At 45.8% G+C, this 22,786-nt stretch carries 26 protein-coding genes; 2 read left to right on the top strand and 24 right to left on the bottom strand.

The genetic code is table 11. The annotated features are described in order from the left end of the window. Nucleotides 1-6: 6 nt before the first annotated feature. The gene (locus ACFTRD_RS25675) at nucleotides 7-399 is read right to left on the bottom strand and encodes a GntR family transcriptional regulator (RefSeq protein WP_192273108.1); all 393 of its coding nucleotides are present in this window, start codon (nucleotides 397-399) and stop codon (nucleotides 7-9) included. Nucleotides 400-495: 96 nt separating this feature from the next. Beyond that, nucleotides 496-1,209 (bottom strand): hypothetical protein, encoded by a 714-nt coding sequence (locus ACFTRD_RS25670; RefSeq protein ID WP_379384965.1) that lies wholly within the window; start codon nucleotides 1,207-1,209, stop codon nucleotides 496-498. A 191-nt stretch (nucleotides 1,210-1,400) separates the two neighbouring features. On the opposite strand from ACFTRD_RS25670, the gene ACFTRD_RS25665 reads away from it, so the two are divergent. Then, complete coding sequence (locus ACFTRD_RS25665) at nucleotides 1,401-1,730, top strand: hypothetical protein (protein ID WP_379384963.1); 330 nt, start codon at nucleotides 1,401-1,403, stop codon at nucleotides 1,728-1,730. Between the two features lie 107 nt (nucleotides 1,731-1,837). Here ACFTRD_RS25665 and ACFTRD_RS25660 read toward each other — a convergent pair whose 3' ends face one another. The 9 genes from ACFTRD_RS25660 to ACFTRD_RS25620 all read right to left on the bottom strand — a co-directional run bounded on the left by ACFTRD_RS25660 (nucleotide 1,838) and on the right by ACFTRD_RS25620 (nucleotide 9,468). Then, nucleotides 1,838-2,215, bottom strand: a complete 378-nt coding sequence (locus tag ACFTRD_RS25660) for a hypothetical protein (protein ID WP_379385253.1) — start codon at nucleotides 2,213-2,215, stop codon at nucleotides 1,838-1,840. Between the two features lie 106 nt (nucleotides 2,216-2,321). Continuing rightward, on the bottom strand, nucleotides 2,322-2,786 hold the full coding sequence (locus tag ACFTRD_RS25655; protein WP_192262935.1) for a DUF420 domain-containing protein: 465 nt from the start codon (nucleotides 2,784-2,786) through the stop codon (nucleotides 2,322-2,324). Nucleotides 2,787-2,822: 36 nt separating this feature from the next. Next, the gene (gene ctaG, locus ACFTRD_RS25650; RefSeq protein ID WP_379384961.1) at nucleotides 2,823-3,746 is read right to left on the bottom strand and encodes a cytochrome c oxidase assembly factor CtaG; all 924 of its coding nucleotides are present in this window, start codon (nucleotides 3,744-3,746) and stop codon (nucleotides 2,823-2,825) included. Nucleotides 3,747-3,852: 106 nt separating this feature from the next. Next, the gene (locus ACFTRD_RS25645) at nucleotides 3,853-4,173 is read right to left on the bottom strand and encodes a cytochrome C oxidase subunit IV family protein (RefSeq protein WP_192262931.1); all 321 of its coding nucleotides are present in this window, start codon (nucleotides 4,171-4,173) and stop codon (nucleotides 3,853-3,855) included. Between the two features lie 3 nt (nucleotides 4,174-4,176). Further along, nucleotides 4,177-4,803, bottom strand: coding sequence for a cytochrome (ubi)quinol oxidase subunit III (locus ACFTRD_RS25640; RefSeq protein ID WP_192262929.1), 627 nt, complete (start codon nucleotides 4,801-4,803; stop codon nucleotides 4,177-4,179). After that, nucleotides 4,800-6,650 carry a cytochrome c oxidase subunit I gene (ctaD, locus tag ACFTRD_RS25635; protein WP_379385251.1) on the bottom strand — a complete coding sequence of 617 codons (1,851 nt, stop codon included), beginning with the start codon at nucleotides 6,648-6,650 and terminating at the stop codon, nucleotides 4,800-4,802. The genes ACFTRD_RS25640 and ctaD overlap by 4 nt, the downstream gene beginning before the upstream one ends. 71 nt (nucleotides 6,651-6,721) lie before the next feature. Then, a complete protein-coding gene (coxB, locus tag ACFTRD_RS25630) occupies nucleotides 6,722-7,774 on the bottom strand; it encodes a cytochrome c oxidase subunit II (RefSeq protein WP_379384958.1) in 1,053 nt (350 codons plus the stop codon). Between the two features lie 586 nt (nucleotides 7,775-8,360). Then, the gene (map, locus tag ACFTRD_RS25625; protein WP_379384956.1) at nucleotides 8,361-9,122 is read right to left on the bottom strand and encodes a type I methionyl aminopeptidase; all 762 of its coding nucleotides are present in this window, start codon (nucleotides 9,120-9,122) and stop codon (nucleotides 8,361-8,363) included. A gap of 157 nt (nucleotides 9,123-9,279) precedes the next feature. Beyond that, nucleotides 9,280-9,468 (bottom strand): hypothetical protein, encoded by a 189-nt coding sequence (locus ACFTRD_RS25620; RefSeq protein ID WP_017690840.1) that lies wholly within the window; start codon nucleotides 9,466-9,468, stop codon nucleotides 9,280-9,282. A 393-nt stretch (nucleotides 9,469-9,861) separates the two neighbouring features. Here ACFTRD_RS25620 and ACFTRD_RS25615 point away from each other — a divergent pair, with 393 nt between their 5' ends. Next, nucleotides 9,862-10,137, top strand: a complete 276-nt coding sequence (locus ACFTRD_RS25615) for a transposase (RefSeq protein ID WP_192262921.1) — start codon at nucleotides 9,862-9,864, stop codon at nucleotides 10,135-10,137. Nucleotides 10,138-10,250: 113 nt separating this feature from the next. Here the strand turns inward: ACFTRD_RS25615 and ACFTRD_RS25610 are convergent, their stop codons facing one another. From ACFTRD_RS25610 to ACFTRD_RS25550, 13 genes are all read right to left on the bottom strand, one after another. Next, on the bottom strand, nucleotides 10,251-11,480 hold the full coding sequence (locus ACFTRD_RS25610) for a hypothetical protein (protein ID WP_379384952.1): 1,230 nt from the start codon (nucleotides 11,478-11,480) through the stop codon (nucleotides 10,251-10,253). 287 nt (nucleotides 11,481-11,767) lie between these two features. Next, the gene (locus ACFTRD_RS25605; protein WP_379384950.1) at nucleotides 11,768-12,430 is read right to left on the bottom strand and encodes a hypothetical protein; all 663 of its coding nucleotides are present in this window, start codon (nucleotides 12,428-12,430) and stop codon (nucleotides 11,768-11,770) included. A 280-nt stretch (nucleotides 12,431-12,710) separates the two neighbouring features. Then, on the bottom strand, nucleotides 12,711-13,130 hold the full coding sequence (locus ACFTRD_RS25600; RefSeq protein WP_379385249.1) for an SMI1/KNR4 family protein: 420 nt from the start codon (nucleotides 13,128-13,130) through the stop codon (nucleotides 12,711-12,713). Between the two features lie 11 nt (nucleotides 13,131-13,141). Next, nucleotides 13,142-13,369 carry an HNH endonuclease gene (locus ACFTRD_RS25595; protein WP_379384948.1) on the bottom strand — a complete coding sequence of 76 codons (228 nt, stop codon included), beginning with the start codon at nucleotides 13,367-13,369 and terminating at the stop codon, nucleotides 13,142-13,144. Between the two features lie 8 nt (nucleotides 13,370-13,377). After that, on the bottom strand, nucleotides 13,378-13,692 hold the full coding sequence (locus tag ACFTRD_RS25590; RefSeq protein WP_379384946.1) for a deaminase domain-containing protein: 315 nt from the start codon (nucleotides 13,690-13,692) through the stop codon (nucleotides 13,378-13,380). A 357-nt stretch (nucleotides 13,693-14,049) separates the two neighbouring features. Beyond that, nucleotides 14,050-14,487, bottom strand: a complete 438-nt coding sequence (locus ACFTRD_RS25585; RefSeq protein ID WP_379384944.1) for an SMI1/KNR4 family protein — start codon at nucleotides 14,485-14,487, stop codon at nucleotides 14,050-14,052. Nucleotide 14,488: 1 nt separating this feature from the next. Continuing rightward, the gene (locus tag ACFTRD_RS25580; RefSeq protein ID WP_379384942.1) at nucleotides 14,489-16,348 is read right to left on the bottom strand and encodes an HNH endonuclease; all 1,860 of its coding nucleotides are present in this window, start codon (nucleotides 16,346-16,348) and stop codon (nucleotides 14,489-14,491) included. Nucleotides 16,349-16,563: 215 nt separating this feature from the next. Next, nucleotides 16,564-17,028, bottom strand: a complete 465-nt coding sequence (locus ACFTRD_RS25575; RefSeq protein ID WP_247900587.1) for a DUF600 domain-containing protein — start codon at nucleotides 17,026-17,028, stop codon at nucleotides 16,564-16,566. A gap of 15 nt (nucleotides 17,029-17,043) precedes the next feature. After that, a complete protein-coding gene (locus tag ACFTRD_RS25570; RefSeq protein WP_379384939.1) occupies nucleotides 17,044-20,076 on the bottom strand; it encodes a DNA/RNA non-specific endonuclease in 3,033 nt (1,010 codons plus the stop codon). A 30-nt stretch (nucleotides 20,077-20,106) separates the two neighbouring features. Continuing rightward, nucleotides 20,107-20,484 carry a DUF4280 domain-containing protein gene (locus ACFTRD_RS25565; RefSeq protein WP_064642503.1) on the bottom strand — a complete coding sequence of 126 codons (378 nt, stop codon included), beginning with the start codon at nucleotides 20,482-20,484 and terminating at the stop codon, nucleotides 20,107-20,109. A 12-nt stretch (nucleotides 20,485-20,496) separates the two neighbouring features. Beyond that, nucleotides 20,497-21,156, bottom strand: coding sequence for a hypothetical protein (locus tag ACFTRD_RS25560; RefSeq protein WP_379384937.1), 660 nt, complete (start codon nucleotides 21,154-21,156; stop codon nucleotides 20,497-20,499). After that, nucleotides 21,153-21,650, bottom strand: coding sequence for an imm11 family protein (locus tag ACFTRD_RS25555; protein WP_379384935.1), 498 nt, complete (start codon nucleotides 21,648-21,650; stop codon nucleotides 21,153-21,155). The genes ACFTRD_RS25560 and ACFTRD_RS25555 overlap by 4 nt, the downstream gene beginning before the upstream one ends. Then, nucleotides 21,647-22,774: a pentapeptide repeat-containing protein gene (locus ACFTRD_RS25550; protein WP_379384933.1), complete on the bottom strand. Its 1,128-nt coding sequence runs from the start codon at nucleotides 22,772-22,774 to the stop codon at nucleotides 21,647-21,649. Before ACFTRD_RS25550 ends, ACFTRD_RS25555 begins: the two co-directional genes overlap by 4 nt. Nucleotides 22,775-22,786: the final 12 nt, after the last annotated feature.

Here is a 22,786-nt window from a genome sequence, read left to right as displayed (position 1 = left end):
ACTCCTTTACTTCGAATCAAAGATGGTCTGGAGAGCTTCACGGAACAGAATTGCCATTTCCTCTTGGCTGCATCCTACCGCTTTTCCCGATTGTACCGCAGCCTGTAAAGCTTCTCTGGCCGCAGTTAATTTATAATTTTCCCGATCCCCAGCTTCAACCTCGGCAACAAATGTACCCGTCCCCTGCTTTGTACGAAGCAGGCCCTCATTCTCCAGATCCTGATAGACCCGGCGAACCGTGATGACACTGCAATTCAAAGATCCGGCGAATTCACGAATGGACGGCAAATGTGTCCCCTCCCCCAATTGACCTGTAATAATTAACGATCTTAACTGGTTTTCAATTTGGTGATATAAAGGTTCAGCACTATTTTCATTAATTTGAATCGGTATATTCACGTCTTGCACCTCGCCCTCCGGTACACTTCAGTCTGTTCCATGACTGTGCCGGTTCATCCTCTACTCGTTCTATTCGGTTATATTTCATATCATGAACTAACTCAAATCCCGCTTCGCCAGCTTCTTCATCGTTAACCGACTGAACAGCCATAATCCTGCTAACCCCACCAGCAGGGAAGCCCACATCATCGGGGAGAGCATTCCCCAAGTTCTGCTCGTCTCCATCAAAAACTGAAATCCATTGCTGTCTGCCATTCGAATCAGAATGGAGATGATGACCACGACCGGGATAAATAACATACTGAGAAGCAAATATTTCTTGCCGCTGTGTAAAAATTCACCGTATATATATAAGCCTGTAACCAATATTCCGTAGCCCGTGCAAGTCAAGGCAAAAGCCAGATATTGATCCCATCGGAATCCTTCTGTACGGAGTCCAACGAAATATAATGAGCCGTAGAAGAAAATGCCATTGTATACAAAGGCCATCAACGATTGCTGAATACGTGACCACATCACCGTTGGTTCCGGGATCGGAATTCTGCGGTAATAGGTTAACATCTGTGTATAGGAATCTTCCTGGATATATCGGAAGGATCGTCTACTGAACAAGTATCCCTGGAACGGGCACATGAGCATAAAGTAGGCATCTCCAAATGGACTAAAAAAATCCTCCTGCCGTTGTCCCAGTAACATCACACCGCCCATGCCGCCAGTGTAAAGCATAAAGACCGCAGTCCATAGCCATTGGAATTTATCTTTGTTCAATTCGTAACGAGTCAGCCACCATGCCTGATTCCATGCGTTCATATCGCTTGCCTGCCTTTCCATCTTGACTGTGTTCACTGTATCTACTGTGTATATCAATATATACAGTATACAGACCTCTTTCTTATTCCGTCAACCCCTTATTTTCCTGAATCAGGAAGAGGGTATGGGATTCATGTGAGAGTTACGTTAAAATAAAACTTGATACGCGTACAGAAAGGAATGATCAAAACATGGATTCGCTAATAGAGATTGGGTTTGTGTTCCTTTTTCTGATCGTGGTTATCTGGCTGATCGTTCGTGACGAACCCAAACGACATGCTGCCCAAAAAGGCAGACATCGTGTGCGGCGTAACAACGGCTACTCCGACTCATCTTCGGCATACCCGGTCATTACCAATGATGACTCCTATACTCATCATTCCAAACACACTCAAGATTACAAGCATCATGATGGTGATTTCCCCTCAGGATCCGGTCATCATTACAACAGTGATAGCGGAAGCAGCAACGACAGTGGTGGCGATAGCGGAGGTGGTGACGGCGGGGGCGGGGGAGATTAAGATAACTCCTCCAACCAAAAAAAGAGCTGTATCCGATATTGTGCGAACACAATTCGGAACAGCTCTTTCCTTTTTCCCGGCACCTGAATACAAAAGAGGTTGCATTCTTAAACGAGGTTATAGCCACTTGGCAGACTGCGATTACGGCGAATCGCGCGAATCTCAGCCAGCGTCAAACGCTGATTGGTGGAGATCAGGGATTCCACATCATTGCCACGGATCAGATCATCCAAATCTCTCAAGTTAGTGTTGCCGCGGAAGACTCGGAATCCACCTTGAAAGTTAGGACGTGTAAACACAACCAACGTTGCATTCGACCTTGTCGAGAAGAAACGCAGGCTTTCTACTCCACCCAGAATGTTGTCATGATTACGAAGACCCGTGTTGCCACGGTAAATCCGGCTTCTTCCAAAGAAGTTTTCTTCTGAATAGACCGTGAGACGTGGATACGTTTGACTAACATGGACTGTTTTTTTATTTGTTATTCCCCCCTCTCGATCTCATTCTATGAATGAAAGCGAGAGGAAGCTTGGACGCATCAACGGATCAATTCATCCATTTTCATATTTTCAAAGTGTTATATTCATTGACCTACACCCCAAGGATGACTTCCCATACCGGACGTGTATGTCCACCCGGATATAGCAAGTACAACAAAACATATACAATGACGCCAGTAATGGCGCTGCTAAACCAGATCATGGATGTGAATCGTCCCCAGCGGCGATGTGTCTTGAATTTCTTTTTGAAACCAAGCACCAGTGTGGAAATACCGAAGACCGCTGCCACGGTAGCGAGGATAATATGAAAGATCAAAAATATCCGATAGAAGATCTCCATCTCCGGGTCCCCACCCCAAGCTGTATTGCCAACAAAGATGGTACGAGACGTGTAAATGACAAAGAACAGCAGCGCAGCAACGGCCCCTGCAACCATTGCGGTTTGGTGCGCCTCCCGTTTGCCACGAATAATCAGCACCCAGCCGATCCCAACCAACACCGCACTAATCACAATGAAAGAAGTACTGATCGTGGGTAGCCAAAAATACATATCCATCGTGTGTTTCCCCCTCTTGTCCAAACAAGACTTGTGTTATTTCGCTGCAGGATTAAGTGGTCCTCCCGTATTCTCTACAGGATATGGATCGTCATCATCTTCCCGTTTTTCCTTGCGGTACCATTGGAAAAAGACATAAGCCAGCATGGAAACGAAAATGCCTTCCTGTATGAATTTCATCAAAATACCGCCCACCTGCTGATCCTCCTTGGCAGAGGACAGGAAGTTGAAGAACGCCGGTCCACCGAATGATCGCAGCAATGCCGTGGAATCCCCGGATACACAATACCGCATCGCCTCGGCCCATACGGCGGGATTGCTGTAGGTCTCATACAAAGGTTCGGAAGCAAAAATAATTAGCCCACAAGCTGGTGTCAGAAGCACCATGTTCAGAAAAATAAATCCAATCTTGGACAAGCCCGATGCCTGTCTGCCTTCCGGCAACGGATTAAGCAATGTCCACCACATGAGCATGGAAGTGATAAAGAGTACAAAGTAATACAAGCGGTGAACCGTAAAATTCAGCATGACATAATCATGTACTACCGGCAGATGATATAACGAAAACAATCCGTTAAATATTACAGCCGCCACGATGGGATGAGCCAGAAAGGATAACTGCCTTGTCGGAAGCCACTGAACTATTTTCCGCCATACCCAAAGCGGTAAACCCTTCATTAATAAAGGAGGTGCGACAAGGTAAGACAAAGCCATACTCACCATATGGAAGCTGAACATCACATGACCGAGCAGATTAAATGGCCCCGCTTGAGCCAGATAAAACACAATAAGTCCTGTAATAAACATGATTTTTTGCGTAGCCGTTGTCTGATCGGCCTCCTTGATCCGTTCACTGAACGGACCAACGAGCACTAGATAAGCTGCGGCAATGAGCAGAAATAATGCCAGAATAAGCGGACTCCATAAATCGTTAAAACTAAAATATTGCAACCCGAGCATACGGGAAACCTCCCCGTGACCTGATTTGGTTGTTGCCTGAATCCATTGATGGATTGATTCGCCTAAAAGGGGAAAAGACGGCGACACTGCGCCGCCGCCATCTCTTTTACCACCAAACCCAATAGAGTGCCATAATGATGCATGTGAAAGCTACGAAAAATCCAAAGGCCATGAACAGGATAGGCATCAAATGTCCTTTATCCTTCAAGTGCATCCAATAGCCAAGTTGCACAAACACCTGAAGGATTGCCATAACCACCAATATAATAATGGTAAAGGTCGTATTAACTCCTCCCGCGGCGGCAGCCGCGAACGCAATGAGCGTCAGGATGATCGAGAAAATGAAAACAACAACGTGTTTCTGTGGCCCCTCCACCCGGTGACGACGCTTCACAGGCTGCTGATCACTCTTATCCTGTACCGACATGTGTTACCCCACCTTTCCGAGCAGGTACACGACCGTAAAGATAAACACCCAGACCACGTCAATAAAGTGCCAGTACATTGCGGAGACGTATACTTTAGGTGCAGTTACGACCGTTAAGCCTTTTCTGAACAGTTGCCCGATAATAAGCCCGATCCACATAATACCGAATGCAACGTGAGCTCCGTGGAACCCAACCAGCGTATAGAACGCTGAACTGAATGCACTTGTCGTCATGCCGAACTCTTTATGTTTCACATATTCATAGAACTCGTAAATTTCCAGACCGAGGAATCCGAGACCCAGTACAACGGTAATGCCAAGCCAGAGAGCGAGAGCATTGCGCTTCCCCTTGTGCATAGCCTGGATGGCAAATACACTTGTCAAACTGCTGACCAAGAGAATAAAGGTTGCGGCAGCCACGAGTGGCAGATGAAACAATTCATTCGCCGTCGGTCCTTCATTCGTTTGGCCACGGAGAGCCAAAAAGGTTGCAAAGAGGGTTCCGAACAATACCGTCTCGCCGCCGAGGAACAACCAGAAGCCTACAAGCTTGTTGCGTCCTTCCAGCGTTGCTTTCTCCGGTTCATGCGGCAATTTGCCGTTTACCGGTTCGGCATGTGAAGTTGTCATGTTCTAACCCCCTTCTCATCCTGATCCTCTGGTTCAATATGCCAGCCATGATCATCGTAGAGTGAACGCAGTGCCATCGCACCAAATGTAATCAGCAGACCTATAATGACCACAATATAATTGTTGAACAACCCGTTCATAAACGCATTGTGGAAGTCATCCTTGCTGAACATGAGGCCAAGTCCGGCAATGAATATACCGACAGACATCACAAACGGCAGCGGAGTCGCTGACGGCATATGAATCGAACCTACAGGTTCGGCCGGTGTCATCTCCGTATGTCCTGCCATCTTTTCCTTCCAGTACGCATCAATACCACGAACCAGCGGAGTCTGTTTGAAGTTGTATTCTGGCGGCGGAGATGGAATCGACCATTCCAGTGTACGGCCATCTTCCCATGGATCATTCGGCGCATCTGCTGGTTTTCTCGTTGTGATCACGATGTTCACGAGGAACAAGATCACCCCAACGCCCATCAGGAACGCACCGACGGAACTGACCAGGTTAAGCAGGTCGAAATCCTGATTCGGCAAGTATGTAACGATCCGGCGCTGCATCCCCATCAGACCGAGGAAATGCTGTACAAAGAACGTTAGTTGGAAGCCGATCATGAACGTCCAGAATGTCCATTTTCCGAGCGTTTCGCTCAGCACGCGACCGAACATCTTCGGCCACCAGTAATGAAGGCCTGAGAACAAGCCAAGTACCAATCCACCAACGATGACGTAATGGAAGTGAGCTACAACAAAGTACGTATCATGGAACTGGAAATCCGCAGGTGCAGAGGCCAGCATGACACCCGTAACCCCACCCATAACAAAGGTTGGTACGAATCCAACAGCAAACAGGTTTGCTGCCGTAAAACGAATCTGACCGCCCCACATCGTAAAGAGCCAGTTAAATATTTTGATCCCAGTTGGTACAGCAATCAGCATGGTTGAGATCGAGAACAATGCATTGGCAACTGTCCCCAGTCCTGTTGTAAACATGTGATGCGCCCACACCATGAATCCCAGGAAGGCAATCAGGATGGTGGCAAACACCATGGAGCTGTAACCGAACAATCTTTTACGTGCAAAGGTTGGAATGACCTCAGAGATAATACCAAATGCCGGCAAAATGAGGATATACACCTCCGGGTGCCCGAAAATCCAGAAGATATGCTGCCATAGTACCGGGTTACCGCCACCTGCAACATCGAAGAAATTCGCTCCCAGTATACGGTCAAACGTTAACAATACAAGTCCTACCGTGATGGCAGGGAATGCAAAAAGGATGATGGCTGATGTAATAAATGTAGTCCAGGTGAACATCGGCATCCGCATATAGGACATTCCCGGTGCACGCATCGTTATGATGGTGGCGAGAAAGTTAATGCCCCCGATTAGTGTACCCAGACCTGCAATCTGTAGACCGATCGTGTAGAAATCCACACCGTGCGTTCCGCTGTACTCGCTGCCCGAAAGTGGCGTATACGCAGTCCAGCCGGCATCTGGTGCCCCTCCCATCAACCAGCTCAGGTTCAAGAGCAGTCCGCCAAACAGGAATGTCCAGAAACCCAGAGCGTTAACAAAAGGGAAAGCGACGTCCCGCGCCCCAATCTGCAAAGGCACAACGGCATTCATAACGGCAAAAATAATAGGCATGACACCAAGGAAAATCATCGTTGTTCCGTGCATCGTAATCAATTCGTTGAAGACCTGCGCCGACACAAAATTATTCATCGGTTTCATCAATTGAATCCGAATCAAAATGGCTTCAATGCCGCCGATCCCAAAGAAAAATCCACCCGCAATTAAGTACAGCACGGCGATTTTTTTGTGATCGACGGTGGTAATCCAATCCATTAAGCCCCTATACCGCTTGACGCTATGAGCATGAGCCAAGGTTGTGTACCCCCTTCTTCGTCCTTGCTGTTCTATTCATAGTCCAATTTGTAGTTGGCCAGATATTCGGCAATTCCGTCGATTTCTTCATCTGTGAGTCCAAGGTCCTTCGGATTAGGCATCGTATTACCCGGCTTCACGGATTGTGGATCATGGAGCCATTGTTTCATGTTGTCCAGTACCGGATTACCGTCTTCCTGGCCTTCGCCCTGATTCAGCAGAATGCCTGCCACGGACTGCTTCCCACCGATACCTGTCAGGTTAGGTGCAACTGGCCCGCCCTGGTCCCCAACTGCATGGCAAGAAAGGCAGTTCGTTTTGAACTTCTCGGCCAATTGGGTATCTTCCGGAAGTACCGCTGGAGCTTTCATTTCGTTGACCCATTTGTCAAAGGATTCCTGGCTGACCGCTTTGACCTTGAATTCCATGAAGGCATGCGATCTGCCGCATAATTCAGCACACTTCCCTCGGTAAACGCCTTCATTTGGCGCCGAGAAGCTAAATTTGTTAAGTGTTCCATCCGGGTTTGTGTCCATTTTGCCCGCAAGTGACGGCACCCAGAAGGAGTGAAGCACGTCAGCGGTTTTCAATTCGAATGCGATTTTCTTTCCGGTCGGGATGATGAGGTCTTGAGCGGTGGTTACGTCATATTGAGGATAAGTGAATTCCCACCAGTACTGATGCGAGGTGACTTTGACCTGAATTGCATTTTTGTCCTTGGACAGATCTTCGCCTTGGGCAAAAATCGTTTTTACCGTTGGTACTGCCAGAACGATAACGAGCAGCAACGGAATGGCTGTCCATATTACTTCCAGCTTGAAATTGCCTTCAACCTGTTCGGGCATTTTATTCTGCCCGGCTCGTCTGCGAAACCGGATCAACACATAGGCGGCAATTGCAAATACAATGATGAGCACCACGATCATAATCGTAATGGACAGCTTCATCAGATCATATTGGCCTTGTGCCACAGGACCCTGAGGTTTCATTACCGACAAGTCTTCCCGCCCGCATGCGGATAGCAGCAAAGAGAACACCGCTAGCAAGGGGAGAATTCGCTTTGCAACCTGCCACTGTTTCATCATTGATCTACCCCACTTTTTACATTTTCGTAGATTACCGGTGTCGTCTGGAACAAACTTAACTCAGTCCGTTTCAATACAATACACGTAATCCTGTCCGTCATACAGAACGCTTACAAAAATAACGCTTCCAGTACTCCCGTCATTTCCTGCTCAGGGCATGTCTGCGCATTCTTCCAATTCATTCTATATGGTTCAATCACTTATTAAATATAAGTTGAGGGTATGATTTTGTCAATCTTTGGACACATGTTCACAAATTGTTCACTATATGTAAAAAACCGCACCACAACTTGTTTTGTAAACGATTTCAGTTAAAAATATTACTCTCTACATTTGAAAATTTTTGCCAAATTTCGGTGATGAAATTGATTTTTTTGCCGATTTTTCTCACATTGGAAACATGCAGTATTATGCAAAAAGGAACAACCTGCATCAGGTTGTCTCTCTTACAGCTCCTGGAAGGAGCAATCGAGCTCCATACCGCCTCATTCAGGATTAGACGGCACGGAGTTTATTAAACAACTTTAGATCCCGAATCCCGGATACCATATAGGCTTTCACTAGCAGCTTGTGATAGATTGAGCGTTCAAGTACCGTCAGTCAGTATAACAGGGCCATCCCCAGTGATAGCTACCGTATGCTCATACTGGACGCCCCAGCTTCCGTCAACCGTTCTCACCGTCCATCCGTCTTCGTCCCATACAACCGCCCCCGAGCTGCCTTTCGTAAATATGGGCTCTATCGTAATAACCATGCCCTCTGTCAGCATCATACCCGTCCTGCGCTTCCCATAAGGGAGTACATTCGGTGGTTCATGAATATATCGACCGATCCCATGACCAATGAGTGGCTTCACAATCCCGTAACGATACAGCCTGGCTGTCCGTTCAATCGCGTTCCCGATATCCCCCAGCGTATTTCCTGGAACTGCCTGTGCTATCGCCTTATGAAGGGCCCTTTCCGTTCGATTCATTAGTTTGCGTATGGATCTGCGTTGTTCACCGATCCCGTACGTCCATGCAGAATCGGCAAGCCAGCCATCTTTGTTCACCACCATATCAATGGTTACCACATCCCCTTCGGCCAACTTCCTGTCATCCGGGAAGCCGTGGCAAACCACTTCATTCACTGAGGCGCATGTGGCATAAGGATAGCCTTTATATCCCTTTTGCTCCGGTATAGCTCCTCTTTCAGCCAGGAAAGCCTCCACCCGCTCGTCAATATCTCCTGTCGTTACACCGGGAGTGAGCCACTTTTCAATATGCTCATGGCAACTTCGCAGGATTCGTCCTGCTTCCCGCATGTAGCCAATCTCTTCTTTTGTTTTCAAAATAGGGTCCACAAGCATTCATCCTTCCTGCCATATGTCTACTTCCATGTATATGCAGCAGGAACAGAACAAAACCCCCATCATTTTCCACACAAAAAAAACCGTCTGCCGGAGCATGATGCCCGGGAGACGGTTCTATTCATATCGGAACAGTATAATCAGAGTTGTGTGTGTTTCAGGACACGGAAGAATCCATCTTGACAAGCTCATGCTCAACCACAGAAGTCAATTCTTCCTCGTATCCACCCGTAATCCGGTATTTTCTCACGTACTCCTTCACGAATTTTTTTGGATCTTTAGGACGGAAAATCCGAGTCATTTCCCTCAAACTTTCTTTGACCTCATTGTGACCTTTCGTTGCCATTGTAATTCCCTCCCAAAACGTTGAAAGTGAATGCTCCGTTTAGAGAATGCCGAATAAGTCTTAAATGCCATCCATGAAGTTGTGTGCGCGGCTCAAAGCAAGCTTTAGGTCGGGAACCTTGCTTAAGCAAGTACCTGACACTATAAATACCCGATATGATTCAGTATGAATCATAATCTTATTGTAGCATATTCGGAACTATGTTACGACTTGACGATTTTACCTAATATTTATAACGGTTTTTATGCCCAAAAAGTTTAATTCCGAATCATAGTCATGAATATGACCATTCTATACGGATTAATCTGTCCAGCATAACACTCAACTATTCGGGGGATATTATCACGGACTACCTATACAGTTAAATTACTGCTATCCAAAGGAGGCCGTTTCATGGACCGCAAAGAACAGGATATGCTGCCCCTTTCGCATGAAAAGGTGGAAGTGGACGGAGTGTACATTAACGAAGCCGGACGCGAGGAGCATCTGCACCGGGGGCAACATTTCCCGGCTGACCCCGTGCTTGGCAAGTCGGAATGGAAACTTACCGAATTTGCATTCGATAACCACCATGAAGGGCGTACCGATGAACGTTTGGTGCCCAAAGAGAATGATACGGACAAAAACGGCAAGATCACCAGCCCGCGCAGACAATTCCAAGGCGGATAACTGTTCTGTTGGTTAAAGTAAGGTTGAACCACAAAAAATCAGGGGCAGAACAAGCCGTCATTGGCTTCTACTGCCCCTGATTTTATTTTATTATTTTAATCGAAATTCGTTGGTTAGTTTCCCCTCAGATCACTCAGCAGAATTTTCTGGGAACGCTGTTCCAACTGTCGAAACTCCTCGTTAATTCTTCGCTCTTTAGCAGCATCCGGCCGATACGCAGGAATCATCGCCCAATGCTCACGTATCAATTCTATGCGATTCTTCATTGGAGGATGATAGCTACGGTTCGGAGTATCATTCAGTTCCTGCAGCCGCTGAATCCGAAGAAACTCTTGAGTTGGAACGGTAGAAATCCGTTTTCTGAACTCCTCATACAGCTCCTTGTTATATTGATATTCCGCAACCTGTTCAGCCGTATGTGCAAAAAGGCCTTCCATCTCGGACTTCAAAAATAGAGATAACACTGCCTCACTGCCAGCTGTCTCAGATGCTTCATTATCTGCGATGTAGAATACTCGCTGCATCTCATTCCGCATGCTTTTGATTAACAATGCATAGACACCGCCTATAACAGCAAATAACAATAAGCGTAGTATTATGAGTGGAAATACCACCCAATATAACAGACCGCTGTCTTGTGGATCAACGGTGTCAATCCATGAATTCAGTACATGCCTGGCTCGCTCGACCAGTGAGCTGTCGGAAATGTTCGGATGTGCAAATTGACTCATTTGGTGACTGATCGCGGCTATCTTCTCCTGTAGCGTCAGGGCTGCAAAAAAGGGAATACCTAAGACAAGTGCCCTCCTTTTCCTTTTGAGATGCAGGTTGTATATGTTATATTCTTCGCTAATGATGACCATATCCACAGGTGGAACATTCAAGCGCTCACCAATCTCATCAATCATTCCATACAATTCTGGATATTCGTCTCTGGAGATGACCCTGCCTGGAAGTCGCTTCCGGTATGGCAATATAATTGTGATCCAGAGGAACAACAACGCAATACCAAATATACCTAGCCATGTTGAATTGGTTGAAAAGAAAAATATGGCTATTCCCAAAATGGATAACGTTGACAGATGCACGGTTAGAGCAACCAAATAGGTGTAAAACCTCTGTTTAGTGAAGGGAAGGTCCCGATTGACGTTATACTTAAACTCCTCTAACAATCGGTCTGATGATCGTTCATCATCATTCCCGTTTAACCCTCCATAAGTTCCTTGTCCTCTTTCATCCTCATAAACATTCCAATTACACTTCCTACACCAGGTGCTGTACCCTGGATTCGCTTCCATCTGGTGTGCACATTCCGGACAAATCTCTTGCTCTGTGTAATGCAAAATTTCTTCCACTCCTCAACTACACTATGTAATGTCGAATACGAATAAAGCTCGCTGCCCCCTCTCTTTCATCTAATTCTAATTTATTATTTATATATCAATCGGAATTTTATGGAAAATTTTGAATATGCAGAAAGTCTCAAATTGGATGTGTATATACGCATTTCTATTTTTAAATATGTTCTTATCCTCAAAGTTTTCAACAAAAAAAACAGATCGATCCCTTTGACCGAGATCGATCTGTTTTTTTAATAGCTACTTATTTTATCTTCAAATATTTCCATTATCTACAGACAACTATTCTTCCGATCCCACTGATATACTGCCTCAACGCCATTGGACATCAGCTTGCTGATCAGCGAATCTCGTCCTTTCTCAAAAAAGTGTATAATCTCCTCCCGGTACAAGGGAAGCAATGTATGGAAATAGATCGGCCATTCGCCCTCCATCTCCTTACCTTCATCCCGGTACGGCATGTTTAACGCTTCTGCGCATTGAGGTAGCGGCGAGTCTCCCGTATTATCAATGACGTTATTTACGCCCGTGACCGTTCCCTGTACCGTAGCATTCCGCTCCGTTAACGATCCGACCGGTTCTCCCTTCACCCAGCTGTATAATCCTTGGGCATTGTCACCCCCGACAATGCCTGTAAATGCGAGGTCAGCCACATCGCCTACCATACTGAGCAGGCTTTTGCCCTCTTCGATTACTCCATCTCGTTTTCCCTTTTCACGTGCATCCCAGTTTCGCTTCAGCCGCGCTTCCTTCAGCGCGCTCTCCCCCATACTGGCCAGACTCTGGTCGAACGCTGACTGAATCATGTCAAAGGAACGATGGATCTCGGCTTCCAGTACTACATTCTCACTCTTTCCGTTGACCTCTTCCACAAGCTCCACATGATCTGTCATCGTATACAAAAAAACAGGTTGCTTATGGTCGTGTCTGACCATAAGCAACCTGTTTAATGTAACGAAATAGTGTTATTTAGGTTATAAAATTAAAGCATTTGATATGCGTACAACCGAAGTGGAGAACTCTTTGTACTGATATTACTTAGGATAAGCTACTTGGAATCAGCCGCCCGACTTATTCGGTATTGGGTAGGGAGCTGAGACTGAACAAGAGCAATAAAAGTGCAGTTAGCTCGCCATGTAACAATGTCGGCTGTCAATCTTTGTTTTAAGAGGTCTAAGTTCACTCATACAACACAGCCCATATTGAACGAAATCTTTAATATAAGTTGTCAAGAAAATCGTTGAAATTGCTTTTAAAAAAAAACATATTCCCCATTTCTTCATCTGATTCCATATCATGCATCCAAAAATAAATTTCTCCAAAGTATCTCTCACCAGTTCCAATACAAATTTCGTTTCCTCCTGGATCATTAGCAATCGATATAAATCCTTCAGGTAACTCTCCATCTAAAACCTCAAATACCTTACCCAAATTCCCCTTCATGTTACCAATTCCGTAGAATTTATTTACAACACTTTCACCCTCTTCATCAGAAATCTTAAATGTCGACTTTTCAGGGTACCCTCCATTATATCTAAGTAAGAAATCAACGTACTGTTCAGGAAGCTTAAGAACATATTCACCTTCAAATTCACGAATATCATTTATAGTTATTTTCTCGTTTTCCCGATCCATATTCGCCACAGCTATTCTCCTTTTTTGTTTTTTCCATTTACTGTTGACTGACCACCAATATGCCTACACTCTCTATGAATATCTTCATCTACAAGAATCATTGTCTTTCCATCTTCATGGTGATGCCACGTATAACCTTCAGGTGGCTTATTACTTGCTGGCACAGGTGGATCAGAATCCTTATTAAGTCCTGTTTCTAAATTTGCTTTTTTAAAGTCTTCTTGAGGGTTTTTAGGCACAGTAACTTCTATTTAGCTAATTCATTAATCATTTTATATTCCGTATCTCCCTCCCTTGGAATCATATCACCTTGTTTATCTGGAGCATCTTTTGCAGGATACCTTATTGTTTCTGGTTTGAATGAAAAACCATCATAATTCATATTGGGTTGATGAGCTGGCGGTGAACCATTCACTTGACTATGTGCATAAAATTCAGTTTTTATATTTGGAATATCAACTTCCATATATCCGAAATTCCCCCCACTTTTATTTAATGCGCCATTTGAAAGCCTTTGTTTTAACTCAGCAACCCTATCAATGATGTATCCCTCATTATCCAAGTTTATAGATCTGTTAACTTCTAATGTATCTCTATCCAGAAGGTGCAACGGATAAGATAGCTCACCTATCGGGGCAACGTATCCTACAGTTGTAAAGCATTTTCAAAAACCTGAGAGAAGGCGAACATAACAAAGAACAGGCCAATCATGGTGGTATCTGACCATAATCGACCTGTTATATGTAACGCTTTAGCGTTGTTTAGGTTATACTTTTCAAGCATTTACGTGCGCACAAAGGGAAATCAAGAAAATCTTGTAGCGGTATTACAGTGAGTGCTATTGGTTGGGTTCAATCGGCACTGGGTAGCCCACAAAATAATTACTTTTATTACAATGCATCGAAGAAGAATAATCTAATTATTTTTCCGTCTCATCGTATAATTTCTCTAAAAATCCCTCAAAATCCTTAGCAAGGAAGTACATATTACTCATATCTTCTGGGTCTTCATCATGAATCCAAAAGTAAACATTTCCAAAATGCTTTTCAGTAAAACCTAAACAGATTTGATTTCCACCCGAATCATCTGCAATTGGAATAAAGCCTATATCCATAATATCGTCAAATATATCAATTTTTTTATCTAAATTGTCATACATTTCACCGATACCATAGAAAATATTTACCATACCAATGCCTTGCTCTTTAGAAATAGTAAAGTAATATGGTCTAGGATATCCCCCATTGTATTTCAATAAAAACTCTCGATATTGTTGGGGAAGTTGCACTCCTATTAATCTTTCAAAGTCTTGAAGTCTAGATTCTGTTAAAACTTCATTGTTTCCTTGTATCTCCAATTTAATCTCCTCCAGTTCCATTTACAATGGACTGTCCGCCCATGTGTTTAAATTCGTCGTGTATATCTTTTTCAACAAGTACCATTGTCTTTCCATCCTCATAATGATGCCAAGTGTATCCTTCTGGAGGCTTATTTTTTTCTGGGACAGATGGATTAGATGATTTACTAAGCCCTGCCTCTTTGTTTGCCGCCTCATAGTCTTTTGGATAATTTTTAGGTTGTGCATATTCAATTTTTACTGGTTTTACATTAGGGTGATAATATTTGGAAAAATCCGGGAATCCATTTGGATAACTTATCGATATGCCACTTTTGTTAGTGTATGTCCAGACTCCTTTTTCATCAATAGAAATATGCCCACCTTTAGCATACCATTTTTCTGGAATTCTAGCGTACTTGGGCTTTGTCGCCATTATCTCTTCTGTGATATCTGATAGTTCTAATTTCCCTGTCTTTTTACTCGTTCCCTCAGTATTCCCATCCTTGGCCTTGGTTCCATCTTTCGAATCCACATGAGAAGTGTTCGGCGATCCCTTCGAACTTCCAGAGCCACTGCCTTTCTCACGATTTCCACCTGGTTCCGAGAACATATGATGGTCATTCTTCACAATCACAGGCACGGTCTGGCCGTTGCTCAGCCTCACCCGCTGAACTCGCCATGGAACGCTGGCTGCTGCGCCTGCGGTCATGTTGCCCAAGGCCTGGCTGATTCGTTCTCCCAGCTCTGCAAGTGATGAAGGCATTAATGCCGCATTGGTCTTGAGCTTGCCATCCTTCATGGCCCCGCCTGAGGTTCCCTCTGGCCCATCTCCATGACCATGTGGGACGCCGCCCTTGGCTCCATCTCCATCTGCATGACCAGACTTCTTGCCACCACCCTTGAGCACCTTGACGCCATTTTTGACTAAGGATGCCCCACCAAATATGGCCCCCGCTGTATCCACGACTCGCATCGTAGCACCAACATCGTTTAACCCTGCGTCGTGGCTCTCCTGTTCCGTCAGGGTCAGCATCGTGCGGTTGTCTTCGCCTTTCAGGTCCATGAACGGCTTGGCATACGCTTCTCCCGCACTGGATACATCCTGCCAGATCTCTTTCCCTGATTTCTGACCCGTGACCAAGTCTCCCGTATAATCGATGACGTTATTTACGCCCGTGATCGTTCCTTGTACCGTGGCATTCCGCTCCGTTAATGACCCAACTTGTTCTCCCTTCACCCAGCTGTATAATCCCTGGGCATTGTCACCCCCGACAATGCCTGTAAATGCAAGGTCAGCCACATCACCGACCATACTGAGCAGGCTTTTCCCCTCTTCGATCACACCGTCCAATTTGCCCTTTTCACGTGCTTCCCAGTTTCGTTTCAGCCGCGCTTCCTTCAGCGCGCTCTCTCCCATACTGGCCAGACTCTGGTCGAACGCAGACTGAATCATGTCAAAGGAACGATGGATCTCGGCTTCCAGTACTACATTCTCACTCTTTCCGTTGACCTCTTCCACAAGCTCCACATGATCTGTCATCGTCTGAATGTACAGACCTTCTGTACCCTCAAGACTCACGCTGGCTCCGCTGATGTTTAAGTCACCCATGCATTGGATCTGCACGTGGGTTGTGCTATTCAATGTAACCCCGTTACCCGCAGCCATCGAGATATACAAAGCACCCTCTTGGGCGTTCATGACAAGTTCGCTGTCGCCAAGGGTGAACGATTTCCCCTGCGGGTTACCGAAAGACTTTACACCCGGGTCTTGCATCACTTTGCAACTCTTCTCCACATGTCCCGCTTCCGGTGGTTCCTGACAAACCGACTGCATCACCATGGCTTCATCTTCTTCTGCACTTGGGAAATACAGTTTCACCTTCGCTCCGGGTTCGGGCAAAACAAAAAACAGATCAATTACGGTGGCATCTTACCATAATCAACCTGTTTGATGTATCGGAATATTTAGGTTTTAAAATTAAAGTATTTGATGTGCGTACAACCGAAATGGTGAGATCTCTATAGGCCCACCATTCTCACTATTTCAAAAGATGCTCATAGTTTTGCATCATTTACAGTGGATGAAAAATCACCTTACTCGCTATGTTCCTCTTTAATTTGCTCGAACCATTCCTTCGCAATGTCGTCTGCGGTTTTTACAGGGTCATTTGAATAAACCAACTCATATTTATATTCTGCTTTAAGGCTATTTTTTGTAACATCATATACCAATTTTATTTCGGTTGGCATTTCTCTTTTGTGTTCGTCGCATAATCTATATATCTTTTCAATATCATCGTTAATAATATTCAGAGCGCCTTTTTGTCTTTCGACTGATATGTCATATAGAAGACCATAACTATCATCTAATGCATCGTTAAGTTTGTGTTTCTTTACAAGCCTACCATTAATAAAATAGAAAAAATCACTAGAAATAACTCTTTCTTCAAATGAACAATAAATATATATTTTTTCGGCTCTTTTGTGAACATACTCTAAACAAATGGAGACCATATCAGCTTGAAGTTCACTAAAAATATCTTCAAATACTTTGCTCATAGTAACCTGCCTTTCTTAATTTAATATACTCTTTGAGAAAGCTTCTCCATCAATTTCATACTGTACATTAAATTTAGATGGGCGTATACTGTCTCCGTCATATTTCACTTCAACATTTACTTTTACTTTTTTCCCTTCTTTAATCGCATTAGCCCATTGATTCTCAATTTTCTTATATTGGCTTAAATTCACATTGCTTAGTTGTGAAACAAGGTTGTCAATTTCTGGTGAACCACCAAATCTATCCCCTGCCAAATGCCCTGCATGGTCGCCCGGCTCTTTGCCTGGAGTATCTGGATCATGAGGTAATCTGCTATCCCTCTCAGTTAATTTTAAATCGTCAGCAGTAAATTTTTCAAGCCTTCCCTTACTATCAGTTTTGTAGATATATTCATATTCACCTGTTTTATATGTTACATTTGGCTTTAGCTCCCCATCTACTATATGGCTTCCATCTCGTAAAATATCATCAGCCTGGCTACCACCCTCACCAATTTTCCCCGTCCCCTCAGTATCCCCATCCCTGGCCTTAGTTCCCTCTTTCGATGACGGAGCATCTTTAGGTTTAGATGCATCCTTCGGCTTAACCGGCGTAACGTTTGAAGGCGTCTTAGTCGACTCTTTAGAAACGGTTCCTTTCGATGGCGCACTACTCTCTCTCGAATCCACATGAGAAGTGCTCGGAGATCCCTTCGAACTCCCAGAATCACTGCCTTTTCCACGATTCCCACCTGAATCCGAGAACATATGATGGTCATTCTTCACAATCACAGGCACGGTCTGGCCGTTGCTCAGCCTCACCCGCTGAACTCGCCATGGAACGCTGGCTGCTGCGCCTGCGGTCATGTTGCCCAAGGCCTGGCTGATTCGTTCTCCCAGCTCTGCGAGAGAGGAAGGCATTAATGCCGCATTGGTCTTGAGCTTGCCATCCTTCATGGCCCCGCCTGAGGTTCCATCTGGACTATCTCCATGACCATGCGGGACACCGCCCTTGGCTCCATCTCCATCTGCATGGCCAGACTTCTTGCCACCCCCCTTGAGCACCTTGACCCCATTTTTGACCAGTGATGCTCCACCAGCTACAGCCGTTACCGTATCAACAACCCGTACCGCAGCGTTGACATCGTTCCGACCAGCGTCGTAACTCTCTTGTTCCTTCATGGTCAGCATCGTGCGGTTGTCTTCGCTTTTCAGGTCCATGAACGGTTTGGCATACGCTTTTCCCGCGCCGGATACATCTTGCCAGATCTCTTCCCCTGATTTCTGACCCGTGACCAGGTCTCCCGTGTAATCGATGACGTTATTTACGCCCGTGATCGTTCCCTGTACCGTAGCATTCCGCTCCGTTAACGATCCAACTTGTTCTCCCTTCACCCAGCTGTATAATCCTTGGGCATTGTCACCCCCGACAATGCCTGTAAATGCGAGGTCAGCCACATCGCCTACCATACTGAGCAGGCTTTTGCCCTCTTCGATTACTCCATCTCGTTTTCCCTTTTCACGTGCATCCCAGTTTCGCTTCAGCCGCGCTTCCTTCAGCGCGCTCTCCCCCATACTGGCCAGACTCTGGTCGAACGCTGACTGAATCATGTCAAAGGAACGATGGATCTCAGCTTCCAGTACTACATTCTCACTCTTTCCATTAACCTCTTCCACAAGTTCCACATGATCTGTCATCGTCTGAATGTACAGACCTTCTGTACCCTCCAGACTAACGCTAGCCCCGCTGATGTTTAAGTCACCCATGCATTGGATCTGCACGTGGGTTGTGCTATTCAATGTAACCCCGTTACCCGCAGCCATCGAGATATACAAAGCACCCTCTTGGGCGTTCATGACAAGTTCGCTGTCGCCAAGGGTGAACGATTTCCCCTGCGGGTTACCAAAAGACTTTACACCCGGGTCTTGCATCACTTTGCCGCTCTTCTCCACATGTCCCGCTTCCGTTGGTTCCTGACGAACCGACTGCATCACCATGGCTTCATCTTCTTCTGCACTTGGGAAATACAGTTTCACCTTCGCTCCGGGTTCGGGCATCATGTACCATACTTGACTGCCTTCCGCGGCATACGGGAACCAGCGTGCCTCTCCGGCCTGCTGACCCTCATCCATATCCAGATGAACCTTCACCTGGTTACGTTTCACATCAATGATTTTCCCTTCGATAGCAGCACCCGTGATCATCGTTTGAAGCTGTCTGGGCAGTGGATGCGATGCTGGCAATGCACATGTATATTTCCACTGTAGCAAGCCCCGTTCCAGCATCGCCTGGCGAGAGGTTATGTTGTAGGTATGGCCATCAGAGGATACTTCATCCCCCAATTGAAGCTCCTGCCCCAGATGGAAGGTATACGTTGTATACTCCTCCTCGGTTACCGCATGTTTTCCCTGGGCTTCGGTATGTAAAAAACGCTCAATATTACGACTCTTCTCAAAAGGGATGACTTTCAGCTCAAATGCCCCTCTGCCCTCAGGATATCCAATCCAGAACCTGGGCTTGTGTGCAGTCACATCCGGCACCAGATCTGCTCCCAGATGAGAAGCGAGCCGTTTCAGAAAGCTCCAGTCGGTCTCCTGATACTGCATAATAAAAGCGCCCGTCTTTGTCTCATCAAAGGCAAAATCAATATAGTCTCCTTCAGGATAACCCTTCATAACACGATTAACAATGTCCAAATAACGCAGCTTATCGTTCTGATAGGATTTCGTTCTCTGTAAGGCATCCAGTTCATAGGTATGTGAGATGACTACAGCCATCACATATACGATCCCTCTGGTGGCTTCGACTTTGATCTCATGGAGTTGTCCCTTGAACAGGGGCAGCTCCCTTCCGGTTTCATCCATCTGGATGAATCCGACTCGATCGTGACTTCCAGCTTTCTGGATAATGGTCTCTTCCCATTCTTCATCGACCCATCCACTGAAGGATAACCGGGCATGGGCCCCTGCTTGCTGGATCAATTCCAGCTTATCCAGGCGTATCTTGCCATACGGCCAATGGACATGGATATCCCCATAAGTTAGAGTTGATTTTTCCAATGTCTGCACAGTGTTCCCCCTTTCTTATCCGTCTGCATCTTACAACTGACCATCGACCTCAATCTTGATAATCCCGCCTTTTCGGCATATCAGTTCAGATCGACTAAGCAGAGCAGCCTCACCTTCCACCAGCACGTCCTCCTTGCCCTGACTCCATTTATTGAAGAACGTATCTGGTTCGCAGAGGGCGCCATCCATTTTGCAAAACCCGCATCGTCCGACGTTAGCCAGTGGAATCACGTCCGCAATGTTCAATACAGGCTGTTCCTTGATATAGATGCCGTGGGAAAGAGGCAGGTTCAGTACACCCGGATCTGACCCCTGACTACAGGAAATCTCGGCACCTCTGACCACATAGGTAAATTCACCACCGAAACCTCCTGACATCAAAGCTTTGAACAGCATGGGTAGCAGCATTCCAATCCCCTCCTATGTTAATAAATCGATTGGTTCATTTCCGTTTTCACTCATCTGGGCGCATGTGAATATCGCCCTTGTTAGAAGTCGCCATAGATGAAGCCGCTCAACCGGAAAACGAACATTTCCTGTGACCGCTCTTCCTTTTACCGATGTAACGAACACAATGTCGTACGCCATTCCCAAGGTTGAGGGTTGAATGGATTCTCCATAGAAGACAATCAGGCTATCTCCTTGTACCGTCTCCTCATGTAACCATTGCGTATCCTTTTTGAGCGTTCGCATCTGATCTGTGATGACACTGCCCATTCTCTCAATCTGGCTCACGTGCAATGGATGAGAAGATCTAGATAGCCCTAAGCTGATACCCTTTTGCTCATCGATCCACATGGCCTCATCTCGTTCATGGCTGTTTCTGCCCTCCTTTATTTTGCCTCGGGGAACCTGGACCAGATCATCCGGTAGAGGAATGATCAATTCACCCTCCCAGATCCGGTGGTTGTTCAACGTGATGCTTTCTTCTTCCATCTCGATCAGACCCTGTCGTACTCCGTATGTAACCTCTTCCTGCGTCATCAGCTCACCACTTGACGCTTCGGCTTCCTGAATGCGCTTCGCCAAACGGAAATCCCGATCCATTTTCAGCAGCATCTCATCACCATATTGGTTCATTCCAGATCCACCTTTCGCAAAACAAAGCCGCTCAAACCTCTGCGAAGCATACTTTCCGCTACATCAAGACGAACGATTACACCACTCCCTCTTACACCCTCCAATGTAAATATGCGTTGATCTCTTACTCTCTCGCTCTGTAATAACAGTTGCTGTATTGAACCATTTGGATATAACAGACTATTATCAGACAAAGCCAACACAGCAGGGATATGACACGCCCAGTAGTTCAGCTGTTCCCCGCTACCTTGATCGATGAAGGTGATCGATTTGAATAACAGTGCTTCATCGACCATCTCCATCAGCCGCTTCATGCGATCAGTGACAAAATATGAAGGCCTACTTATCCAATCGGTCGGCTCTTCATTCAGTTTGCGTTCAATCATCATGACGGATGAAATGGGCAACTCATCAAAACTGGTTTGTAGTGCAGGGGGCCTAAACGGATTCAATATCCGATGATCCTCGGTCAGTTCATAAAATCGTGGGATCATAACTCTTCCTCTTTCTCATGGGAGACAACCCAGCGTATTGATTCAATCTGCTCTTCACTCAAAACATGTGTATACCTCTCACGGTCATGAAGCCATATCTGTGCCTGAGTCAGCCTAGCCCCCTGGAAATCAGCATGGAATAGCTGTGCTCCCCTGAGGTCGGCGCCTTCCAGATTGGCTCCTGCAAAACAGATTCCCTGAAGACCAAGAACACCTTCCTGGAATTCCATACTCGCTCCATCACTGACATCACATAGGTTGGCTCCACTAAGACTGCATTCCCGGAACACAGCATCCATGAGTAGCGCCCCTCCGAGGTCAGCCCCACTCAGGTCGCTTTGTTCCCATCTGGTCCCAATCAATACAGCACCTCTTAAGTCGCTCTTGCTCAGATCAGCAAGACTGAAATCGGAATACCTGATATCAACGTGATCAAATAGTCCCTCTGTCAAGGATAGTGACGTATAGTCTGCATAGGCACATTCCAGCCCTTCTGCTAACGTCAATTTCTTGCGAATATTCTGAATATCCCTATACCGATAGTCCCTGACATACACAGGCTCACTCCAGTCCTTGTATTCACCTACCCTGATCTGAAACTGATCCCCACGGTGCAGGCGTTCCATCTCTTTCAAGTTCAACATATGAGGAACAGCCAAACGTGCAATCGCAGTGACATAGGCATTGAAACGACCCGCAGACTGCAACATCATCCGTTCCGCGTCAGAAGCATTAAGTACACCCCCATAACGTCTCATTTCGATATGAAGAAGCTCTTCTAACGAAGACAACGACTGGAATGCCCACGTCGCATCATATGTATGCAAACACTCTACCTCATCCCAATACCATTGATCGGAGTACGCTTCCAATAAGCAGATGTAGCTCCCTTCCAATATTGATGTTCTCAACATGGAACAATGAAGAATTGAGATTGGTTCTTTCCCGAGTTCCTGTTGTGCCAACTCTGCTTTTAAACAGAGTTGCCGCATAGACTCTACGAAAGATTGAATTAACGAGTTTTGATGTTCCATAATGTACACCCGGAGGCTTGAGAGATGATCCTGAAGTACAGGTTCCAATGTTTCCTGCTGCAAATGTGCGATCGCTTCCGCTTTGTTCATATCTCTTCCTTT

The organism is Paenibacillus sp. NPDC056933 (assembly GCF_042674385.1).
Classification (GTDB): domain Bacteria; phylum Bacillota; class Bacilli; order Paenibacillales; family Paenibacillaceae; genus Paenibacillus.
Note: the sequence above shows the minus strand (reverse complement) of the source record. Positions and strands in the feature narration are given on the sequence as shown.

Excerpts from the sequence above, each read along its gene's own strand:
- ACFTRD_RS25640 (WP_192262929.1), bottom strand. The coding sequence starts at position 4,803 with ATGACAACTTCACATGCCGAACCGGTAAACGGCAAATTGCCGCATGAA.
- ACFTRD_RS25615 (WP_192262921.1), top strand. The coding sequence starts at position 9,862 with ATGGACCGCAAAGAACAGGATATGCTGCCCCTTTCGCATGAAAAGGTG.
- ACFTRD_RS25555 (WP_379384935.1), bottom strand. The coding sequence starts at position 21,650 with ATGATCCCACGATTTTATGAACTGACCGAGGATCATCGGATATTGAAT.
- ACFTRD_RS25575 (WP_247900587.1), bottom strand. The coding sequence starts at position 17,028 with ATGAGCAAAGTATTTGAAGATATTTTTAGTGAACTTCAAGCTGATATG.
- ACFTRD_RS25620 (WP_017690840.1), bottom strand. The coding sequence starts at position 9,468 with ATGGCAACGAAAGGTCACAATGAGGTCAAAGAAAGTTTGAGGGAAATG.
- ACFTRD_RS25645 (WP_192262931.1), bottom strand. The coding sequence starts at position 4,173 with ATGTCGGTACAGGATAAGAGTGATCAGCAGCCTGTGAAGCGTCGTCAC.
- ACFTRD_RS25565 (WP_064642503.1), bottom strand. The coding sequence starts at position 20,484 with ATGCTGCTACCCATGCTGTTCAAAGCTTTGATGTCAGGAGGTTTCGGT.
- ACFTRD_RS25670 (WP_379384965.1), bottom strand. The coding sequence starts at position 1,209 with ATGAACGCATGGAATCAGGCATGGTGGCTGACTCGTTACGAATTGAAC.
- ACFTRD_RS25600 (WP_379385249.1), bottom strand. The coding sequence starts at position 13,130 with ATGGATCGGGAAAACGAGAAAATAACTATAAATGATATTCGTGAATTT.
- ctaG (WP_379384961.1), bottom strand. The coding sequence starts at position 3,746 with ATGCTCGGGTTGCAATATTTTAGTTTTAACGATTTATGGAGTCCGCTT.
- ACFTRD_RS25605 (WP_379384950.1), bottom strand. The coding sequence starts at position 12,430 with ATGGTCAGACACGACCATAAGCAACCTGTTTTTTTGTATACGATGACA.
- ACFTRD_RS25655 (WP_192262935.1), bottom strand. The coding sequence starts at position 2,786 with ATGGATATGTATTTTTGGCTACCCACGATCAGTACTTCTTTCATTGTG.
- map (WP_379384956.1), bottom strand. The coding sequence starts at position 9,122 with ATGCTTGTGGACCCTATTTTGAAAACAAAAGAAGAGATTGGCTACATG.
- ACFTRD_RS25550 (WP_379384933.1), bottom strand. The coding sequence starts at position 22,774 with ATGAACAAAGCGGAAGCGATCGCACATTTGCAGCAGGAAACATTGGAA.
- ACFTRD_RS25560 (WP_379384937.1), bottom strand. The coding sequence starts at position 21,156 with ATGAACCAATATGGTGATGAGATGCTGCTGAAAATGGATCGGGATTTC.
- ctaD (WP_379385251.1), bottom strand. The coding sequence starts at position 6,650 with ATGGATTGGATTACCACCGTCGATCACAAAAAAATCGCCGTGCTGTAC.
- coxB (WP_379384958.1), bottom strand. The coding sequence starts at position 7,774 with ATGATGAAACAGTGGCAGGTTGCAAAGCGAATTCTCCCCTTGCTAGCG.
- ACFTRD_RS25665 (WP_379384963.1), top strand. The coding sequence starts at position 1,401 with ATGGATTCGCTAATAGAGATTGGGTTTGTGTTCCTTTTTCTGATCGTG.